This window comes from Pseudomonas sp. PP3, assembly GCF_905336995.1.
GTDB classification, from domain to species: Bacteria; Pseudomonadota; Gammaproteobacteria; order Pseudomonadales; family Pseudomonadaceae; genus Aquipseudomonas; species Aquipseudomonas reinekei.
In genome coordinates this window covers 902705-921930 of sequence record NZ_HG995459.1, presented here as the reverse complement: position 1 = coordinate 921930, position 19226 = coordinate 902705, and the positions used below count along the sequence as shown (strand labels likewise).

At 59.5% G+C, this 19226-nt stretch carries 18 protein-coding genes, 4 tRNA genes and 1 pseudogene; 10 read left to right on the top strand and 13 right to left on the bottom strand.

The features are described 5' to 3' along the window. Positions 1 to 20: 20 nt before the first annotated feature. On the bottom strand, positions 21 to 440 hold the full coding sequence (locus KHO07_RS04265) for a pilin (protein WP_075948424.1): 420 nt from the start codon (positions 438 to 440) through the stop codon (positions 21 to 23). 225 nt (positions 441 to 665) lie between these two features. On the opposite strand from KHO07_RS04265, the gene pilB reads away from it, so the two are divergent. From pilB to yacG, 5 genes are read left to right on the top strand one after another with little or no spacing between them, the layout of a single operon-like run. After that, positions 666 to 2366 (top strand): type IV-A pilus assembly ATPase PilB, encoded by a 1701-nt coding sequence (gene pilB / locus KHO07_RS04260; RefSeq protein WP_150734768.1) that lies wholly within the window; start codon positions 666 to 668, stop codon positions 2364 to 2366. Positions 2367 to 2368: 2 nt separating this feature from the next. Continuing rightward, a complete protein-coding gene (locus KHO07_RS04255; protein ID WP_212626540.1) occupies positions 2369 to 3586 on the top strand; it encodes a type II secretion system F family protein in 1218 nt (405 codons plus the stop codon). A gap of 1 nt (position 3587) precedes the next feature. Then, complete coding sequence (locus KHO07_RS04250) at positions 3588 to 4460, top strand: A24 family peptidase (protein ID WP_212626539.1); 873 nt, start codon at positions 3588 to 3590, stop codon at positions 4458 to 4460. Further along, complete coding sequence (gene coaE, locus KHO07_RS04245) at positions 4457 to 5080, top strand: dephospho-CoA kinase (RefSeq protein WP_212626538.1); 624 nt, start codon at positions 4457 to 4459, stop codon at positions 5078 to 5080. Before KHO07_RS04250 ends, coaE begins: the two co-directional genes overlap by 4 nt. Next, entirely contained in the window at positions 5077 to 5277 is a 201-nt protein-coding gene (gene yacG / locus KHO07_RS04240) for a DNA gyrase inhibitor YacG (protein ID WP_056855639.1), read from the top strand. The genes coaE and yacG overlap by 4 nt, the downstream gene beginning before the upstream one ends. 28 nt (positions 5278 to 5305) lie before the next feature. On the opposite strand, the gene KHO07_RS04235 is transcribed toward yacG, so the two are convergent. After that, positions 5306 to 5995, bottom strand: coding sequence for an energy-coupling factor ABC transporter permease (locus KHO07_RS04235; protein ID WP_150734764.1), 690 nt, complete (start codon positions 5993 to 5995; stop codon positions 5306 to 5308). Positions 5996 to 6245: 250 nt separating this feature from the next. On the opposite strand from KHO07_RS04235, the gene KHO07_RS04230 reads away from it, so the two are divergent. Next, a complete protein-coding gene (locus KHO07_RS04230) occupies positions 6246 to 6488 on the top strand; it encodes a DUF2790 domain-containing protein (RefSeq protein WP_150734763.1) in 243 nt (80 codons plus the stop codon). An 8-nt stretch (positions 6489 to 6496) separates the two neighbouring features. Here the strand turns inward: KHO07_RS04230 and KHO07_RS04225 are convergent, their stop codons facing one another. From KHO07_RS04225 to KHO07_RS04215, 3 genes are read right to left on the bottom strand one after another with little or no spacing between them, the layout of a single operon-like run. Next, a complete protein-coding gene (locus KHO07_RS04225) occupies positions 6497 to 7765 on the bottom strand; it encodes an OprD family porin (RefSeq protein WP_212626537.1) in 1269 nt (422 codons plus the stop codon). 16 nt (positions 7766 to 7781) lie between these two features. After that, positions 7782 to 9002 carry a benzoate/H(+) symporter BenE family transporter gene (locus tag KHO07_RS04220; RefSeq protein WP_212626536.1) on the bottom strand — a complete coding sequence of 407 codons (1221 nt, stop codon included), beginning with the start codon at positions 9000 to 9002 and terminating at the stop codon, positions 7782 to 7784. Positions 9003 to 9005: 3 nt separating this feature from the next. After that, positions 9006 to 10349 (bottom strand): aromatic acid/H+ symport family MFS transporter, encoded by a 1344-nt coding sequence (locus KHO07_RS04215; protein WP_212626535.1) that lies wholly within the window; start codon positions 10347 to 10349, stop codon positions 9006 to 9008. A gap of 219 nt (positions 10350 to 10568) precedes the next feature. Between KHO07_RS04215 and KHO07_RS04210 the strand changes: the two genes are divergently transcribed. Genes KHO07_RS04210 through KHO07_RS04195 form a run of 4 tightly spaced genes read left to right on the top strand, consistent with a single transcriptional unit; the run spans position 10569 to position 13303 of the window. Beyond that, on the top strand, positions 10569 to 11195 hold the full coding sequence (locus KHO07_RS04210; protein ID WP_007970534.1) for a DUF1780 domain-containing protein: 627 nt from the start codon (positions 10569 to 10571) through the stop codon (positions 11193 to 11195). Beyond that, on the top strand, positions 11192 to 11719 hold the full coding sequence (locus tag KHO07_RS04205) for an MOSC domain-containing protein (protein WP_150734759.1): 528 nt from the start codon (positions 11192 to 11194) through the stop codon (positions 11717 to 11719). Before KHO07_RS04210 ends, KHO07_RS04205 begins: the two co-directional genes overlap by 4 nt. A gap of 51 nt (positions 11720 to 11770) precedes the next feature. Then, positions 11771 to 11944 (top strand): DUF3094 domain-containing protein, encoded by a 174-nt coding sequence (locus tag KHO07_RS04200; protein WP_008022453.1) that lies wholly within the window; start codon positions 11771 to 11773, stop codon positions 11942 to 11944. A 60-nt stretch (positions 11945 to 12004) separates the two neighbouring features. Then, positions 12005 to 13303, top strand: coding sequence for an NAD(P)/FAD-dependent oxidoreductase (locus KHO07_RS04195; RefSeq protein ID WP_150734758.1), 1299 nt, complete (start codon positions 12005 to 12007; stop codon positions 13301 to 13303). A 121-nt stretch (positions 13304 to 13424) separates the two neighbouring features. On the opposite strand, the pseudogene KHO07_RS04190 reads toward KHO07_RS04195, so the two are convergent. The 8 genes and pseudogenes from KHO07_RS04190 to rluD all read right to left on the bottom strand — a co-directional run. Beyond that, a pseudogene (locus KHO07_RS04190) lies at positions 13425 to 13888 on the bottom strand (methyl-accepting chemotaxis protein); the annotation flags it as partial. Positions 13889 to 14085: 197 nt separating this feature from the next. Beyond that, a tRNA-Pro gene (locus KHO07_RS04185) sits at positions 14086 to 14162 on the bottom strand. 95 nt (positions 14163 to 14257) lie between these two features. Beyond that, a tRNA-Lys gene (locus tag KHO07_RS04180) sits at positions 14258 to 14333 on the bottom strand. Positions 14334 to 14338: 5 nt separating this feature from the next. Beyond that, positions 14339 to 14415 (bottom strand) — tRNA-Pro (locus KHO07_RS04175). A 9-nt stretch (positions 14416 to 14424) separates the two neighbouring features. Continuing rightward, positions 14425 to 14500: transfer RNA gene (locus KHO07_RS04170), tRNA-Asn, on the bottom strand. Between the two features lie 300 nt (positions 14501 to 14800). Continuing rightward, positions 14801 to 17365, bottom strand: coding sequence for an ATP-dependent chaperone ClpB (gene clpB / locus KHO07_RS04165; protein WP_212626534.1), 2565 nt, complete (start codon positions 17363 to 17365; stop codon positions 14801 to 14803). A gap of 130 nt (positions 17366 to 17495) precedes the next feature. Continuing rightward, positions 17496 to 18221 carry a peptidoglycan editing factor PgeF gene (gene pgeF / locus KHO07_RS04160; protein ID WP_212626533.1) on the bottom strand — a complete coding sequence of 242 codons (726 nt, stop codon included), beginning with the start codon at positions 18219 to 18221 and terminating at the stop codon, positions 17496 to 17498. Continuing rightward, positions 18218 to 19180: a 23S rRNA pseudouridine(1911/1915/1917) synthase RluD gene (gene rluD / locus KHO07_RS04155; RefSeq protein WP_075948414.1), complete on the bottom strand. Its 963-nt coding sequence runs from the start codon at positions 19178 to 19180 to the stop codon at positions 18218 to 18220. Before rluD ends, pgeF begins: the two co-directional genes overlap by 4 nt. Positions 19181 to 19226 lie beyond the last annotated feature (46 nt).

Below are 19226 nucleotides of genomic sequence, written 5' to 3'. Positions count from 1 at the left end.
TTTCAGGCGATCAGCCAAGGTCAGACTTTGGGTGCCACACCGGCACACCCCTTCGGCGCGAACTCCTGATCGACCGTCGTGGAGCAAGTCCAACCGGTCAGGGCGCGTTTCAGAGTGATGGTTTGATTCAGCACCGGCCCTGGTGCATTCAGAATCGTACAGGCGATTTCACCCGTCCCGTCAGCCGCCTTGCCCGAGGCGGTGGTGGTGCAGTTCGACGTCGTTGCCGTACCACCCACTTTTGTCAGGTCCGGGTCGGTTCCCTGGTTCATCAAGTCTTCAAATGGCACCTTCAACGCCGAAATCTCCGCCAGCCCCGCCGTGACCTTGGCCCGCGCCTGGTACTTGGAGTACGCCGGTATCGCAAACGTCGCGAGAATGCCGATGATCGCCACCACGATCAGCAGCTCGATCAGGGTAAAACCTTTTTGAGTCTTCATAGACAGCCTCCGTGCATGAGTCGAAATCTCATGATCTGAACCTGTCGCAGCACAGCCCATGCCAAGCCCGGTACGCCGTGTTGGCGGGGTACTCGCCGGGCCTAAAGAACTTTCCTACTCCCAGGATCCGCACTATCTGACACTTTTTGTCACCTCGGAGCCGCTGGTTTGGTTCAGTCGCTTGACTAGGCTATAACTCATGAACTGTCTGCGTCCGGTATCCCAATGAATGACATCGCCCTCAGCGGTCTGGCCAAGCAGTTGATCCTGGCCGAGCTGCTTACTGACAAAAGCGCGCAACAGGCGTACCAGCAAGCCCAACGCAACCGTATGTCCCTGGTCAGTTACCTGGTGCAGAACAAACTGGTGAAAAGCCGCCAGGTCGCCGAGATCGCCTCGGAGCACTTCGGCATGGCTCTGCTGGACCTGCATGCGTTGGACAAGGACATGCAGCCCAAGGGGCTGGTCAGCGAGAAGCTCGTGCGCCAGCATCACGCCCTGCCCCTCTGGCGCCGTGGCAACAAGTTGTTCGTTGGGGTTTCCGACCCGACCAACCATCAGGCCATCAACGACATCCAGTTCAGCACCGGGCTCACCACCGAAGCGATCCTGGTCGAAGACGACAAGCTCAGCGATGCCATCGAGAAATTCTTCGACAACCCTGGCACTGGCCTGGAAGAAACCGCCGACGTCGACCTCGATGGCCTGGACATCGAGGCCACCCATGACAAAAGCCAGGACGCTATCGGCGGTCAGGAGGCCGATGACGCCCCGGTGGTGCGTTTCGTCCATAAAATGCTGCTCGACGCGATCAGGAGCGGTTCTTCCGACCTGCATTTCGAACCCTACGAAAAGCACTACCGCGTGCGCATGCGTACCGATGGTGTGTTGCATGAAGTCGCCAGGCCGCCGATCCAGCTGGCCAACCGCATCGCCGCACGCCTGAAAGTCATGGCCAGCCTCGACATCTCCGAACGTCGCAGGCCCCAGGACGGCCGGATCAAGATGCGCCTGTCAAAAAGCAAGTCCATCGACTTTCGGGTCAATACCTTGCCCACTTTGTGGGGCGAGAAAGTGGTGATCCGGATTCTCGACCCCGCCAGCGCGCAAATGGGCATCGACGCCCTTGGGTACGAGCCCGACCAGAAAGACCTGTACATGGCGGCCCTGAAACAGCCGCAAGGCATGATTCTGGTGACCGGCCCCACCGGCTCGGGCAAAACCGTGTCGCTCTACACCGGGCTGAACATTCTCAATACCGTGGACATCAACATTTCGACCGCCGAAGACCCGGTCGAAATCAACATGGAAGGCATCAACCAGGTCAACGTCAATCCCAAGCAGGGCATGGATTTCGCCCAGGCGCTGCGCTCGTTCCTGCGTCAGGATCCGGACGTGATCATGGTCGGCGAAATCCGCGATCTCGAAACCGCCGAAATCGCCATCAAGGCTGCCCAGACCGGGCACCTGGTACTGTCGACCCTGCACACCAACAGCGCCGCGCAAACCCTGACCCGCCTGCACAACATGGGCATCCAGGGCTTCAATATCGCCACCTCCGTCAGCCTGATCATCGCCCAGCGCCTGGCGCGCAAACTGTGCAGCCATTGCCGCGTGCCGGTGGAAATTCCCCGCGAAACGTTGCTAAAGGAAGGTTTTCCCGAGGAACGCATCGGCACCTTCACGATCTATGGACCGGTCGGCTGCGATCACTGCAACGGCGGCTACAAAGGACGAGTGGGGATTTATGAAGTGGTGAAGAACACGGCGGACCTGCAACGGCTGATCATGGCTGAAGGCAACGCACTGCAAATCGATGACCAGATGCGTAAGGACGGCTTTAACGACCTGCGCACCTCAGGACTGCTCAAAGCCATGCAGGGCATCACCAGCCTGGAAGAAATCAACCGGGTCACCAAGGACTGAACATGGCGGTCAAGGCAGCGAAAATCAGCGTGTATGCCTGGGAAGGCACAGACCGCAAAGGCACGAAAATCAGCGGCGAGTTGAGTGGGCAGAACCCGGCACTGGTCAAGGCACAACTGCGCAAGCAAGGCATCAACCCCGGCAAGGTGCGCCGGAAAACCACGTCGATTTTCGACATGGGCAAACGCATCAAGGCCCACGATATCGCCCTCTTCACCCGGCAAATGGCGACGATGATGAAAGCGGGTGTGCCGCTCCTGCAATCGTTCGACATCATCGGCGAAGGCTTCGACAACCCGGCGATGCGCAAACTGGTGGACGAGGTGAAACAGGAAGTCGCGGCAGGCAACAGCTTCGCCGCCGCCCTGCGCAAAAAACCGCAATATTTCGATGAGCTCTACTGCAACCTGGTGGACGCCGGAGAGCAGGCCGGTGCGCTGGATACGCTGCTGGAGCGGGTGGCGACCTACAAGGAAAAGAGCGAAAGCCTCAAGGCCAAGATCAAGAAAGCCATGACCTACCCGCTGGTGGTGGTCTTCGTGGCGATGATCGTTACCACCATTCTGCTGGTCAAAGTGGTGCCACAGTTTCAATCGGTGTTCGAAGGGTTCGGTGCCGAATTGCCCGCCTTCACCGTCATGGTCATTGGCCTTTCGCAGTTCATGCAGGATTGGTGGTGGGTCATGCTCGGCGCGCTGATTGTGGCGATTTTCGGGGTGCGCCACACCTTCAGGACCTCACAGGGTTTTCGCGACCGCACGGACGCCTGGCTGCTGAAGCTGCCGCTGGTGGGCACCTTGATGTACAAGTCCGCGGTGGCCCGATTTTCCCGTACCCTGTCGACCACCTTCGCGGCCGGCGTACCGTTGGTGGAAGCCCTGGAGTCAGTGGCCGGCGCCACCGGCAACATCGTGTTCAAACGGGCCGTGCTGCGCATCAAGCAGGACGTCTCGACAGGCATGCAGCTGAATTTTTCCATGCGCACATCCGGCATTTTCCCGAACATGGCGACTCAGATGACCGCCATTGGCGAAGAGTCCGGCGCACTGGATGACATGCTCGACAAGGTCGCCGGATTCTACGAGGACGAGGTCGACAACATGGTCGATAACCTGACCAGCCTGATGGAACCGTTCATCATGGTGGTGCTGGGTGTTATCGTCGGCGGATTGGTGGTTGCCATGTACCTGCCCATCTTCCAACTCGGCTCAGCGATCTGACATGCCCTTGAACGAAATACTGATTCAATACCCGCTGGCGTTCGTTGTGATCGCCGGGGTGATCGGCCTGCTGGTCGGCAGCTTCCTCAACGTGCTGGTCTGGCGCCTGCCGAAAATGCTGGAACGCGAATGGCGCGTGCAGGCCCACGAGATCCTCGGGCAGCCCGGCGAATCAACGCTGCCGACCTTCAATCTGTTTCTACCCCACTCCCAATGCCCCCATTGCAGCCACCGGATACGCCCGTGGGAAAATATTCCGCTGCTCAGTTTTCTGTTCCTGCGCGGCCGCTGTTCAGGCTGCGCAGCACCGATCAGCAAGCGTTATCCGCTGGTCGAACTGGCCTGCGGCCTGGGGTCGGCTTTCATTGCCTGGCATTTCGGCTTCGGCTGGCAAGCGTGCATGACATTGCTCCTGAGCTGGAGCCTGTTGGCCATGAGCCTGATCGACGCCGAGCACCAACTGCTGCCGGACGTGCTGGTGCTGCCCTTGTTGTGGCTGGGGCTGATCGTCAACAGTCTCGGTCTGTTCGTGCCGTTACCGGACGCGGTGTGGGGCGCCGTGGCCGGCTACATGACGCTGTGGTCGGTGTTCTGGCTGTTCAAGCTGCTCACCGGCAAGGACGGCATGGGCCATGGTGACTTCAAGTTGCTGGCGATGTTTGGCGCGTGGGGCGGCTGGCAAATTCTGCCGCTGACGATCCTGTTGTCATCCTTGGTGGGCGCGGTGATTGGCGTGATTTACCTGCGCTTGCGCAATGCCAGAACATCGACGCCGATCCCCTTCGGCCCCTATCTGGCAATTGCCGGCTGGATTGCCTTGCTCTGGGGTGGTCAAATAACCGACTTCTATTGGCAGTTTGTCGGTTTGAAATGAATACCCCTGTGGAAAAACCCTGGATTCTCGGCCTGACCGGCGGCATCGGCAGCGGCAAGAGCGCGGCTGCCCAGCATTTCATCGACCTGGGTGTGCACGCGGTCGATGCCGATCACGCCGCACGCTGGGTGGTGGAACCGGGTCGGCCGGCGCTGGCGAAAATCGCCGAACACTTCGGCCCTGGCGTCTTGCAGGCCGACGGCCAACTGGATCGCGCCGCATTGCGCAAACTGATCTTCGAAGTGCCGGATGAACGTCGCTGGCTGGAAGCCTTGCTGCATCCGCTGATCGGCGAAGAAATCGCCCATCACCTGGCGCTGGCAAAATCACCTTACGCGATCCTGGTTTCACCGCTGCTGATCGAGTCCGGCCAGTACGCCATGACCCAACGGGTGCTGGTCATCGATGCCCCTGAACAGCTACAGATCGAACGCACCTTGCGGCGCGACCAGACCAGCGAACAGCAGGTTCAGGCGATCCTCAAGGCCCAGTCCAGCCGTCAGGATCGCATCAGCCATGCCGACGATGTGGTGGTCAATGACCGCGACCTCGCCTGGCTGCACAGCGAAGTCGAGCGCCTGCATCACTTTTACCTAACTTTGCGTGGAGGCCAGTCATGAGCCAAACCCCAACCGTCGAATGCCCGACCTGCGGCGCCCCTGTCGAATGGAGTGCCGAGAGTAAATTCCGGCCGTTCTGTTCGGACCGTTGCAAACTGATCGACCTCGGCGCCTGGGCGTCGGAAGAACACAAGATCCCCGTCGCCCCCGATGCCGAGGACGAACTGTTCAGCGGCGATTTCGACCCGCGTCACTGATCCTTCTCATCGACGATCCCGGGACTCATCAAGGCTTGGGATCGTCGTCTTTCCACGGCGCCGACAAGTAACGCGTGCGGTTGAACGTCTCCAGCCACTCGGGACAAAACACCACCAGCGCACTGACCACCATGCCGTTGATGAATGCCTCCGGGAAAATGATCAGCCACAGGTAGCCGACGAAATCCTCCAGCCAGTACGGCATGGCAAACACCCCGTCGAACCACAGCAACCAGAGCGCCAGCAGCAGGCACAACAACGCCGACAGCGCCGCCGCGAAGAAGCCGGAAACGAAGATGTACACAAAGGGATTACGCGGCTGCGCGCGCTCCACGAGAATCGCACAGCACTCGGTGACCAGCACCGGTAACGCAATCAGCAAGGCGCCGTTGACCCCGACAGCAGCCAGGTCCTGACGTCCCAGCAGCACCAACCCCATTTGCGCCACCAGCCCGCCGACGAGCGCCAGCGGCCAGTCCAGCAGCAACGTCACCGCCGTCATGCCGATGAAGTGATAGGACACGCCGGTATCGAAATCCCGCCGCACCAGCCACAACAGAAACAATGCGAACACTGTCCCGAACAGCAAATGCTGACGACGGCTGTCGGTAAACAACTCCACCCAGGGCGCCCGCGCAACGGCCCATATCAAAACCGGTACGTAGATCAGCCACCCCACGGTAAGGGTTGCAGATGACAGTAACTCGGCACCGATCATGGCTGGGCGCACTCCCTTGTCTTGCCGTAAGCGAACAGGCCTCCAGTCTACACCGCCTCTTTTGATCTCACGTTCAATGCCGCACATCGTTGATGAGCGAGTCATGCGCGGCGCACAACTTTGGCAATCCGGGAGCGAACAACTCGTGATTGTTACGTTTTCCGCAAGACTGCATCCGGCGTTCGCCCCTTTATCGGAGGGTGGCAAAGACTAAAATTCAAGCATCAACGCCGAACCGGAGCACCACAACATGAAATCGTTAATCAGCCTGTTACTGGCCGTTATCGCCACCTCGGCCATGGCCGCTGAAAACCAAGCTCCTGCGCAGATGTACAACCCCGCGCAGCCACTGGACATCGCCAAAGTGATTTCGATATCCGACACAGCGACCGAGTGCGGGGTTGTGCCGGCGACCATGGAGTATGTCGACCATCAGGGCCAGACCCATCGCGTGACCTACAACGTCATCGGTGATTGCACCAGCAACCTGTGATCAGAGGCTCATAGCAACGTCCACGTGTAACTGAGGATCAAGCGGTTCTCGTCGATATCACTGCGGTAGTTGGAACGCGCCATGGCATTGCGCACGCGAATGCCCAAGCCTTTGAGGCTGCCACTCTGCAGCACATAGCCGATGTCCAGGTCACGTTCACGGTCCTTCCCCTCAAAGCCCTGCCCGGTATCGACATTGTTGCCACTGATGTAGCGCACGGTACTGGTCAATCCCGGCACGCCAAGCGCGGCGAAATCGTAGTCATAGCGCGCCTGCCAGGAACGCTCATCGGTGTAGGCGAACTCGTAGGTCGGCACTTCGTTGCCCAGGGGCGAGATGTTGGCAAACACCCGTGGAAATGCGCTGTCACCGAACATGCCCTGATAGCCGACGTAAAACGTATGGCCGCCACGCTTGGCCGACAGCAACGAGAAGAACGCCTGGTTGTCGATGTTGCCCAGCAGTTTTTTGCCGTCCTCGCGTGAGCCGTAGTAGCCGAGGTTGGCACCGAGAACCCAGTCCCCCACCGGCTCACTGTGCTTCAGACCCAGGAAGCGCTGGTTGTAGATATCTTCCAGTTGCCCGTACCAGGCGCTGACCGAACTGCGCTTGTCGTTGAAAGCATAATCGGCGCCGGCAAAATTGAACCCGTCACTGCTGACCTGGCGCTGCGGCACATGGCCGAGCATTGCTTGCATCTTCTCGTCGCCGGCTTCGTTGCGCAGGCTGGTTGAGCGTAAATGGCCACCCTGCAGTGTCAGGCCATTGATCTCGTTGGAGGTGATACTTGCGCCTTGGTAACTCGGTGGCAGCAGGCGAATATCGCTGAATGCCAACACTGGCAAATTGGGTTGCAGCTCTCCGACTTTCAGCTCGGTTCTGGAGTAGCGCATTTTCAAAGCGCCTTCGAGGCGGCTGTAGTTATCCGCCGCACGACCGTCGTCCTGCACCGGCAACAAACCGGTATTGGTGCGGTCCGGAGCGCTGTCGAGCTTGAGGCCGAGCAGGCCGATGACGTCCAGACCAAAACCGACGGTGCCCTGGGTGTAGCCGGACTTCACGTTGAGAATAAAGCCCTGCGCCCACTCTTCAGCCTTCGACTGCTGGTTGGCACCGACGATGTCGGAAAAGTCGCGACTGAAGTAATAATTGCGCGCCTGCAACGTCGCGCTGGTGTCTTCGATAAAGCCTTTTTCTGCGGCCATCGCGCCTGCGGAAAAACCCGAGACGACAGCCAGGGACAACACCGAACCGGTTGTTGGGAGAGTCTGTTTCATTGTCTTTCTCTTATTGTTATTGATCGACAGGTTGAACAACTTCAGTTGCAGCGGATTTGCGAAGGGGAACGGGACGACGAGCGTTTAACAGCACATGGGTGACCATGCCGAAAATCAGCCCCCAGAAAGCGGCAGACAACCCGAACAGCGACATGCCCGAAGCGGTGACCAGAAAGGTCACCAGCGCGGCTTCGCGATCGCCCGCCACAGCCATGGCGCCCGTCAACGCACCGGCAATGGCGGCGAACAGCGCCAACCCGGCCAGCGCCGCGATCAGTTCTTTGGGGAACGCCGAAAACAGTGAAACCAACGTGGCACCGAAAATCCCGAACAGCAGGTAACACAGGCCGCCGACGACTCCGGCCACGTAGCGTTTACGTGGATCTTCGTGGGATTCGCGCCCGGTGCAGATCGCCGCGGTGATCGCCGCCAGGTTCAGCCCATGGCAACCGAACGGCGCCAGCAGCGCCGTGCCCAGCGCGTTGCTGGCGATGATCGGGCTGGCCGGTATGGAATAACCGCTGGCGCGCAGCACCGCCATGCCGGGCACGAACTGACCGGTCAGCGCCACCATCACCAGCGGCAAGGCGATGTTCAGGATCGCGCCGAGGCTGAATTCGGGCGTGATCCACACCGGCGTGGCCAGGCCGATCACCAACGTTTCACGATGTAAATCGCCAGTGAACGCGGCAATCGAACAGCCCACCAGCAGCACCATCATCACCGCATAGCGCGGCATCAACCGCTTGCAGATCAGGTAGCAGGCAAACATCGCCAGGACCAGCATCGGCTTGTGCTGCATCGACACAAACAACCCGGTGCCAAAGCTGAACAGGATCCCCGCCAGCATCGCCGCGGCAATGGCGCCGGGCAGCTTGCTGATGATCCGGTCGAACGCCCCCGAAATGCCGACCACGAAAATGATCAGGCTGCTCACCAGATACGCCCCCACCGCCTCTGCCATGGAGATTTCCGGCAACAGCGCCACCAGCAACGCCGAGCCCGGCGCCGACCAGGCAATGATCACCGGCACGCGGTAGCGCAGGCTCAAACCGATACCCAGCACTGCGCTGCCAATGGAGATCGCCCAGATCCAGGACGACAGCACTTCCCGCGAAAGATGTGCCGCTTCAGCCGCCTGAAAAATGATCACCAACGGGCCGGCGTAGGAAATCACCGTGGCGATGAATCCAGCCACGGCGGCAGACAGGGAGAAGTCCCGGAAAAAACCTTTCATGACTCAGGCACCGGTCGCTGACAGCGCCGGGCTGACGCTGGAAGCGCTGCGTCGGCTGCTGATGGCGAATACGGTCATGGCCAGGGCTGCCACCGCCCCGGGCAAGGCAAACGCCATGAAGTTCAGTTGCAGGGGCAGGCTGATCCCGAGCAAGGCACCGCCCAGCAGCGGACCGACGATGGCACCGTTGCGCCCGATGCCCGACGCCCAACCCAACCCGGTAGAACGAATCGTCATGGAGTAAAACTGCGCGGCACAGGCGTACAGCAAAATCTGCGAACCAATGGTGGTGGCACCCGCAATGGCGATCAGCAGGTACAACACCGGCATCGGGCTGTTGAAGCCCAGCAGGGTGATCGACACCGCCGCCATGGCAAAAAACACCGCCAGTACTTTCGGCAGATTGAGTTTGTCACCCAACACCCCGCCGCCCACCGCGCCGAAAATCGCCCCGAAGTTCAACACCAGCAGGAACGACAGGCTCGAGCCCAGGCTGTAACCGGCGTTGGCCATCAATTTCGGCAGCCAGGAACTCAGCGCATACACCATCAGCAGGCAGCAGAAAAACGCCAGCCACAGCATCAGCGTGCGCAGCGCACGGCCCTCACGGAACAACTGCAACACCGGGGCGCCCGTGCCTTTCACTTCATCCATGTGCAACTGATCGGACGTTTGTGCGACGTACGCGGGGTCGACGCGTTGAAGAATGTTGCGCGCCTCTTCATTGCGTCCCTGACGCAGCATGAAACCCACCGATTCGGGCAGGAAATACATGATCAGCGGCAACAACAGCAACGGCAGGACCGCCACGTAAAACACCGACTGCCAGCCGAAACTCGGGATCAACACAATGCCCAGCCCGGCGGACAACATGCCGCCCACCGAGTAACCACTGAACATGATCGCCACCAGTGTGCTGCGGATTTTTTTCGGCGCGTATTCGTTCATCAGCGCCACGACGTTAGGCATCACGCCGCCAATGCCGAGCCCGGCAATGAAGCGACAAATGCCGAACTCGGCAGGGTTTCGGGCGAAACCGTTGAGCACGGTGAAACCACTGAAGAGGATCACGCAAAGGGTGATGGCTTTCTTGCGGCCGATCTTGTCCGACAACGGGCCAAAGAACAGCGCGCCGAACATCATGCCGAACAATGCGTAACTCCCCAGTGCACCGGCTTGCAGAGGACTGAGCCCCCACTCTTTCATCAGCATTGGCAAGACCACGCCGTAGATCACCAGATCGTAACCGTCGAAGATGATGATCAGGGCACACCAAAACAGCACCATCCAGTGAAAGCGGTTGAAACGAGCGTTGTCGATAACCTCATGTACGTCGATCTTGCGCATGGCATTCATCTCTTGTTGTTGTTTTTGTAGAGCGTCGGTAACACGGCTTACGTCCGTACAGCCGAGGGTAGAGCCATCCGATACGTGGCAATATCCAGTGCGCGCAGATCACTATCCGTTTTGTGCAGAGCCCTGAATTGGGCATGAGAACCGGAGGAATTGACCCTCTCCGACAAACTGTCTTCTTTGCGATCACATTTGAACGCTAAGCTTGGGCCTATGGATGACTCAGATTACTTACGCCTGCTGACCATCGCGGCCGAGCAAGCCAACGCGTTCCTGTCCAATGCCCGCAAATGGGAGCGTGAGCGTTGGGTCTGCCAACGCCTGCTGCAAGGGCTGAACATTCCCTATCGCGCCGACGAATTCGCCCCGGCCGGGGAACCGCCGGACGTCCTGTTTCGCGACGCCAGTTTCGAAGTGTTCTTCGTGCTCGACGAGGGGCGGCGCCTCAATGATGAGTGGCGCGATGAACTGCAACGCCGGCGCAGCGCGTTCTCCCTGAGCCAGCTGGTGCGACGCGAAGCCAAGCCGCGACGCATCCCCGCCAACGAGTTCCTGCTGCGGCTGGCGCCGACCTTGCGCAAGAAGGCGCATAACTACAAAGAGCGCGGCATGGACTTGGGTGAGTTGGACATCATCGCCTTCGCCAGCCTCAAACGCGAAGTGCTGGACCTCAACAGCCATTTCCCGCCGCCCACCGAATACCTGCGCCAGGGCTGGCGCTCGCTGTCGCTGGTAGGGCCGACGTTCGCCCGCGTCCTGTTCGCCCATCCCGACGCACCGGATTTCCTGCGCAGCAACCTGGGACGCAGCATCGTCTTCGATGTCGGGATCAGCCTGTGAGTCCATTGCAGGCACTGATTGCCGATGTCCCGCAAACCGGCCGCGTGCGCTGGATCGGCGTGCGCCCGGAACGTAACGCGCCGATGATCGAACTGGATGCGGTGGAAGCGCGACTGGAGGCCGGTTTGACCGGTGACCGCGCCCGTCCAGGCGTACGCAATGCGCGGCAAGTGACACTGATTCAGTGGGAACATCTGGCGGTGATCAGTTCGCTGATGGGCCGCCCGAGCGATCAACCGGTCAAACCTGAAGATCTGCGGCGCAATCTCGTTATCAGCGGGATCAACCTGTTCAGCCTCAAGGGCCGGCGTTTCCGGATCGGCCAGGCGATTTTCGAAACCACTGGCTGGTGCCAGCCTTGCGCACGCCTGCAAAACAACCTCGGCCCGGGCACCTTTCAAGCTGTACGCGGGCATGGCGGGATCACTGCCCGAGTGTTACAAAGTGGCATCATTCGCCTGGACGATACGGTGAACGTCGAGCCTGTTCCGGACACCGGCTATGCTCCGTTCATCGTTCGTTAAATCAGCCTGTAGCTTCTACACATTCAGCAACGTCTACCTGACGAGGCCTTTATGACCAGCCGCCTGAACCCCGACGACCAAAAACATGTCGAAGAGTACCTGCAACTGTCCCAGCACCAAGTCGAGCGCCGACCTTTCCGGCCGTGGATGCTCCTTGTACTGGTATTGGCAGTGACCATTGGTTTAGGCCTGTTGAGCCGTTTTATCAGTTACCTGACGCTATGAGCTGCCTTGCGCTCGCGCGGTTGACTGTACCGATTTCTTTTAGCCTTGCGAGTTATCCCCATGTCCCATCGTATTGTTATTGTCGGCGGCGGCGCCGGCGGTCTGGAGTTGGCTACCCGTCTGGGTAAGACTCTGGGCAAGCGCGGCACTGCCAGCGTCATGCTGGTCGACGCGAACCTGACCCACATCTGGAAGCCGCTGTTGCACGAAGTGGCGGCCGGGTCGCTGAACTCTTCCGAAGACGAACTCAACTATGTCGCCCAGGCCAAATGGAACCACTTCGAGTTCCAGCTGGGGCGCATGAGCGGGCTCGATCGCGAGAACAAGAAAATCCAGCTGGCCGCCACCTACGACGAAGCCGGTCTGGAACTGGTGCCCGCCCGTGAAGTGCCGTACGACTCGCTGGTGATCTCCGTCGGCAGCACCACCAACGATTTCGGCACCTTGGGCGCGGCCCAGCACTGCTTGTTTCTCGATACCCGCAAACAGGCTGAGCGCTTCCACCAGCAACTGCTCAACCACTACCTGCGCGCCCATGCCGGGCAGACCGACAAAGTCGAGCAGATCAGCGTGGCCATCGTCGGCGCCGGTGCCACCGGGGTCGAACTGGCTGCCGAACTGCACAACGCCGCCCATGAGCTGGCGGCTTATGGCCTGGACCGGATCAAACCGGAAAACATGCACATCACCTTGATCGAAGCCGGTCCACGGGTATTGCCAGCGCTACCGGAACGCATCGGCGGGCCTGTGCATAAAACCCTGGAGAAACTCGGGGTCAACGTGATGACCAACGCAGCGGTCAGCGAAGTGACGGCTGACAGCCTGATCACCGCGGATGGCAAAGTGATCAACGCCAGCCTGAAAGTCTGGGCGGCGGGGATTCGCGCACCGGGGTTCCTCAAGGACATCGACGGCCTGGAAACCAACCGCATCAATCAGCTGCAAGTGCTGCCGACCCTGCAAACCACCCGCGACGAAAACATTTTTGCCTTCGGTGACTGCGCCGCCTGCCCACAACCAGGCACCGACCGCAACGTCCCGCCGCGCGCCCAGGCTGCGCATCAACAAGCATCGTTGCTGGCCAAATCGCTGAAGCTGCGCATCGAAGGCAAGGCGCTGCCGGAGTACAAGTACACCGACTACGGCTCCTTGATTTCGCTGTCGCGTTTTTCCGCTGTGGGTAACTTGATGGGCAACCTCACCGGCAGCGTGATGCTCGAAGGCTGGCTGGCGCGGATGTTTTATGTCTCGTTGTACCGCATGCACCAGATGGCGTTGTACGGCCCGTTCCGCACGGCGATGCTGATGCTGGGCAGCAAGATCGGACGCGGCACCGAGCCCCGCCTGAAGCTGCATTAATACCGCCCAACCAACGTGGGAGCGAGCCTGCTCGCGATGACGGTTTAACATTCAACTGATGTGCTGAATGTCTTACCGCTTTCGCGAGCAGGCTGGCTCCCACATTTCTATCCGGGAAAAATTACACCCGGAAACGCCGCACCATCCCCTGCAAGGCATTGGCCAACTGCGACAGCTCATGGCTCGATGCATTGGTCTGATCGGCCCCGGCGGCCGAACGCACCGACAGATTTCGAATGTTCACAAGATTGCGATCGACCTCACGTGCCACCTGAGCCTGTTCTTCGGCCGCGCTGGCGATCACCAGGTTTCGCTCATGAATCTGATGCACCGAGGCCGTGATAGTGTGCAGCACCCGCGGTTTTGCTGCCTGGTCGCCAAGGCCTTGAGCAAACGGCTGACTTCGTCATTGCCGTGGGTTTCGATCGGTCGGGTCAGATCGCCCTGTGCCACATGTTCTGCAGCGCTTACGGCTTCGCTCAGAGGACGGACGATGCTGCGGGTCAGCAACATTGCCAGGGCAACGGTCGCCAATGCGGCAAGCGCAATGAACAGGCTGACGATGGTCCGCGATGTGTCGTAGTGCGCTCGGCGGTGTCCACCAGTTGGTCGTGCCCCCCATTCAACCCGTCATCACGCGTTATCGTTGACCACCATCGCCAGCAAGCCGGCTCCTACAGGGGGCGTGTACTCCGACGGGTGGACCCATTGCAGCCGAAGTGCTCACACCAAAAAAAATCCAAAAAAAATCCCCGTATCTTTCGATACGAGGATTTTTAATATGGTCGGGGTAAGGGGATTCGAACTCCTGACATCCTGCTCCCAAAGCAGGCGCGCTACCGGACTGCGCTATACCCCGGTAAAAAAAAGGCACCTTCGAGAGGCGCCTTCTGCGAACAGAGCTTTTGGCGTCTGATCTTAAGATTCGATTCCAGCGTTAACTGGTTTCAAAAATGGTGGGTCGTGTGGGATTCGAACCTACGACCAATTGGTTAAAAGCCAACTGCTCTACCAACTGAGCTAACGACCCAAAAATGGTCGGGGTAAGGGGATTCGAACTCCTGACATCCTGCTCCCAAAGCAGGCGCGCTACCGGACTGCGCTATACCCCGGTTTGAAATTGGCTCCGTGACCAGGACTCGAACCTGGGACCCAATGATTAACAGTCATTTGCTCTACCGACTGAGCTATCACGGAACTACATATTTCAATTTACAACTTTGAAGCTTTACTGCGTTCTCTTCGACTCGTTCGCATCGCTGCGTTCGTGTGTCTGAGGCGCGCTATTCTACAATCTTCAGCACCTCTGTCAACCCCCTAAATTGCTTTCAAGTTAATGATTTGCAACTTATTTTGGATTCCTGCTTGGGGAGCGGAAACCCTGGCGGGTGACTGACTGCGGGGCGCACTTTACAAGCCTTTTCCTTTGAGTTCAACAGCCTAACGAAAAAAAGACCTCGCAATGCGAGGCCTTTTCATTTTTGCTGCCGTCGAGGATCAGGTGAAGACGATTTCGTCGTTTTCCACCACACCATGGGCCGTGTCCCCAGGCATGAATCGTCCCGACAGAATCAACTGCGCCAGCGGGTTCTCGATCCAGCGCTGAATCGCTCGTTTGAGCGGGCGTGCACCGTACACCGGGTCGTAACCCACCGCGATCAGCTTATCCATGGCCTCAGGGCTGAGTTCAAGCTTCAGCTCACGCTCGGTCAGGCGGCTACGCAGACGACCCAACTGAATCTCGGTGATGCCGGCGATCTGATCCCGCGCCAATGGCTCGAAGATCACCACTTCGTCGACCCGGTTGATGAACTCAGGCCGGAAGTGCGTGGAAATGGCATCCATGACCGCCGCACGCTGCGCCTCACGATCACCGACCAGCTCCTGGATCTGCACCGACCCCAGGTTAGAGGTCATGACAATCACGGTGTTCTTGAAGTCCACCGTGCGGCCATGGCTGTCAGTCAGGCGACCATCTTCGAGCACTTGCAGCAAGATGTTGAACACATCCGGGTGCGCCTTCTCGACTTCATCCATGAGGATCACCGAATAAGGCTTGCGACGCACTGCCTCGGTCAGATAACCGCCCTCTTCATAACCGACATACCCTGGTGGCGCGCCGATCAAGCGAGCCACGGAATGCTTCTCCATGAACTCGGACATGTCGATCCGCACCATCGCCTCTTCCGTATCAAAGAGGAACTCGGCCAACGCCTTGCACAGCTCGGTTTTACCGACACCGGTCGGGCCGAGGAACATGAACGAGCCACTTGGCCGGTTCGGGTCGGACAACCCGGCGCGGGAACGCCGTACCGCGTTGGAAACCGCGACCACCGCCTCTTCCTGGCCAATCACACGTTTGTGCAACAGGCTTTCCATCTTCATCAGTTTGTCGCGCTCGCCTTCGAGCATCTTCGACACCGGGATACCGGTCCACTTCGACACGACTTCGGCGATCTCTTCTTCAGTCACCTTGCTGCGCAGCAACTGGTTTTCGGGTTTGCCATGCTGATCGACCATTTGCAGGCTGCGCTCCAGGTCCGGGATCACCCCGTACTGCAATTCGGCCATGCGGTTCAGGTCGCCTTTACGGCGAGCGGTTTCCAGTTCCTGCCGGGACTGTTCGATCTTTTGCTGGATCTGCGCAGAACCCTGAACTTCGGCTTTTTCCGAGTTCCAGATTTCTTCGAGATCAGAGTACTCACGCTCATGCCGAGCGATTTCTTCCTGCAGTTTTTCCAGACGTTTCTTCGCTGCGTCGTCGCTTTCTTTCTTCAGCGCCTGGGATTCCACCTTCAGCTGAATCAGGCGACGCTCCAGGCGATCCAGCACTTCCGGCTTGGAGTCGATCTCCATGCGGATGCGGCTGGCGGCCTCGTCGATCAAGTCGATGGCCTTGTCCGGCAACTGCCGGTCAGTGATGTAGCGATGGCTGAGCTTGGCCGCCGCGATGATCGCACCGTCGGTGATCGCCACCTTGTGGTGAACCTCATAGCGTTCTTTCAAACCACGCAGGATGGCGATGGTGTCTTCTTCGCTCGGTTCGTCCACCAACACTTTCTGGAAGCGTCGCTCAAGCGCGGCGTCCTTCTCTATATATTGGCGATACTCGTTGAGCGTGGTTGCGCCGACGCAATGCAGCTCACCGCGTGCCAGGGCGGGCTTGAGCATGTTGCCCGCATCCATCGAGCCTTCGCCTTTACCGGCGCCGACCATGGTGTGCAGCTCGTCGATGAACAGAATGATCTGCCCTTCCTGCTTCGACAGCTCATTAAGCAGGGATTTCAGGCGCTCTTCGAACTCACCGCGATACTTGGCACCGGCAATCAACGCCCCCATGTCCAGGGACAACAGGCGCTTGCCCTTGAGGCCATCCGGCACTTCGCCATTGATGATGCGCTGGGCCAGGCCTTCGGCGATGGCGGTTTTACCCACGCCAGGTTCACCGATCAGCACCGGGTTGTTCTTGGTGCGGCGTTGCAGTACCTGGATCGTTCGGCGAATTTCGTCGTCACGGCCGATCACCGGATCAAGCTTGCCGTCTTCGGCGCGCTTGGTCAGGTCAACGGTGTATTTGTCGAGCGCTTGGCGCGCCTCCTCGTGGTTCGGGTCGTTGACGGCCTCGCCACCACGCAAGTTGTTGATCGCGTTTTCCAGGGCTTTCTTGCTCACGCCCTGACCGAGCAACAGCTTGCCGAGCTTGCTGTTTTCGTCCATGGCGGCGAGCAGCACCAGCTCACTGGAGATGAACTGGTCGCCCTTCTGCTGGGCCAGACGGTCAGCCTGATTGAGCAGTCGCGCCAGATCCTGCGACATATTGACGTCGCCGGTCGGGTTCTGGATTTTCGGCAGTTGGTCGAGTTCTTTGGTCAGCTCTTTACGCAGGCTGTTGACGTCGAAGCCCACCTGCATCAGCAGGGGCTTGATCGAACCGCCCTGCTGTTCGAGCAAGGCTTGCATCAAGTGGGCCGGCTCGATGGCCGGATGATCGAGGCCGACAGCCAGGGATTGGGCATCGGACAACGCTAACTGCAATTTGCTGGTTAAACGGTCTATACGCATGGGTCACCTTCCTTTTGAGCAGGCCGGACCTATAAAACATCCTGAATGAAGAAACCTGCCAGATATCACAATAGATGTGGTCGATTCTGGGAGTTTCAAGCGTCGAGACGTTGATGCAGATCAGACAAGTCTAGCGTTCGAGCCAGATAAGGGAGGCGAATCGACCGGTGCGGGACGCACGACGGTAGGAAAAGAAGCGTGGATCGGTGACGGTGCAGAAACCGCCGCCATAGACCGCCGTCACACCGCGAGCGGCCAAGCGCAAGCGCGCGAGCATATAGATGTCGGCCATGAACTTGCCGGCGTTTGCGCTGGGCACAAAGGCTTCATCTGCTTGTGGCAGTTGCTGCACAAAGGTTTCGCGTACTTCAGGGCCGACTTCAAAGGCTCGCGGGCCAATGGCTGGGCCGAGCCATACCAAGACTTCGGCAGGTGGCACCTCCAGACTGTCGAGCGTTGCTTCGAGTACACCCGCCGCCAACCCGCGCCATCCAGCATGAGCTGCCGCGACGCGAGTACCGGCACGGTTGCAAAACAGCGCTGGCAGGCAGTCGGCAGTCATTGCCGCACAGGCAATACCTGGGGTGGCCGTCCAACTGGCGTCGGCGGTCACCACTCGGCTCGGGTCCGCGTGCGCCACGACAATGCCGTGAACCTGCTGCAACCAGGCCGGCCGGATGGAAAAATGATCGGTGAGGCGACGGCGATTCTCGGCGACAGCTTCAGGGCTGTCGTCGACGTGATCGCCGAGGTTGAGGCTGTCGAACGGCGCCAGACTGACGCCGCCCGCCCGGGTGGTGACGCAGGCTTTGACCCCGGCCGGCGCGGGCCAGTCAGGAATCAGCCAGTCACTCATCCGATGAACGCCTCGCGGTCTTGCTTGAGCAGGGTCAGCAACCAGACGAAATCTTCCGGCAGCGGCGATTCCCAGCTCATGCGTTGACCGGTCGTCGGATGATCCAGCTCCAGGAACCGCGCATGCAGTGCCTGACGCGGGAAGTTTTTCAGCGACTCGACCATGGTCGGGTTGGCTGCCGGCGGAATCCGGAAACGACCGCCGTAGGCAGGGTCTCCGACCAACGGGTAGTTGATGTGCGCCATGTGCACGCGAATCTGGTGCGTACGACCGGTTTCCAGCTTCACCCGCACGTGGGTGTGGGAACGGAAACGCTCAAGCACGCGGTAATGACTGACGGCTGGCTTGCCGCCTTCCATCACGGCCATGCGCTGGCGTTGCTGGCCATGACGACCGATCGGCGCATTGATCTTGCCACCCGCCGTCACCACACCAATCACGATGCATTCATAGATGCGGCTGACGCTGCGGCTCTGCAACTGTGTAACCAGCTGCGTCTGCGCCTGAATGGTCTTGGCCACCACCATCAGACCGGTGGTGTCCTTGTCCAGACGATGCACGATACCGGCGCGGGGCACATTGATGATGTCCGGCACGTGGTGCAGCAAAGCGTTGAGCAAGGTGCCATCGGCATGACCGGCTGCCGGATGCACCACCAGGCCCGCAGGCTTGTTGATCACCAGGATTTCGTCGTCTTCATAGACGATGTCGAGCTCGATGTCTTGAGCGATCCATTCGCCCTGAGCTTCCTGCTCGGCAGTGAGTTCAAGAATGGCGCCACCGTGAACGATGTCTCGCGGGCGGATAACCGCCCCATCCACAGTCAGGCGGCCGTCTTTGATCCAGGCGGAAAGGCGCGAGCGCGAGTGCTCAGCGAATAATTGTGCGGCGACTTGATCGAGGCGTTGGCCGCCCAATTCGGACGGCACCTCTGCGCGAAGTTCAATTTTATCGGACATGCTCAGACTAGGCGTCGGCACAGCCTTTGGTTTCGGCTGCGCGCTT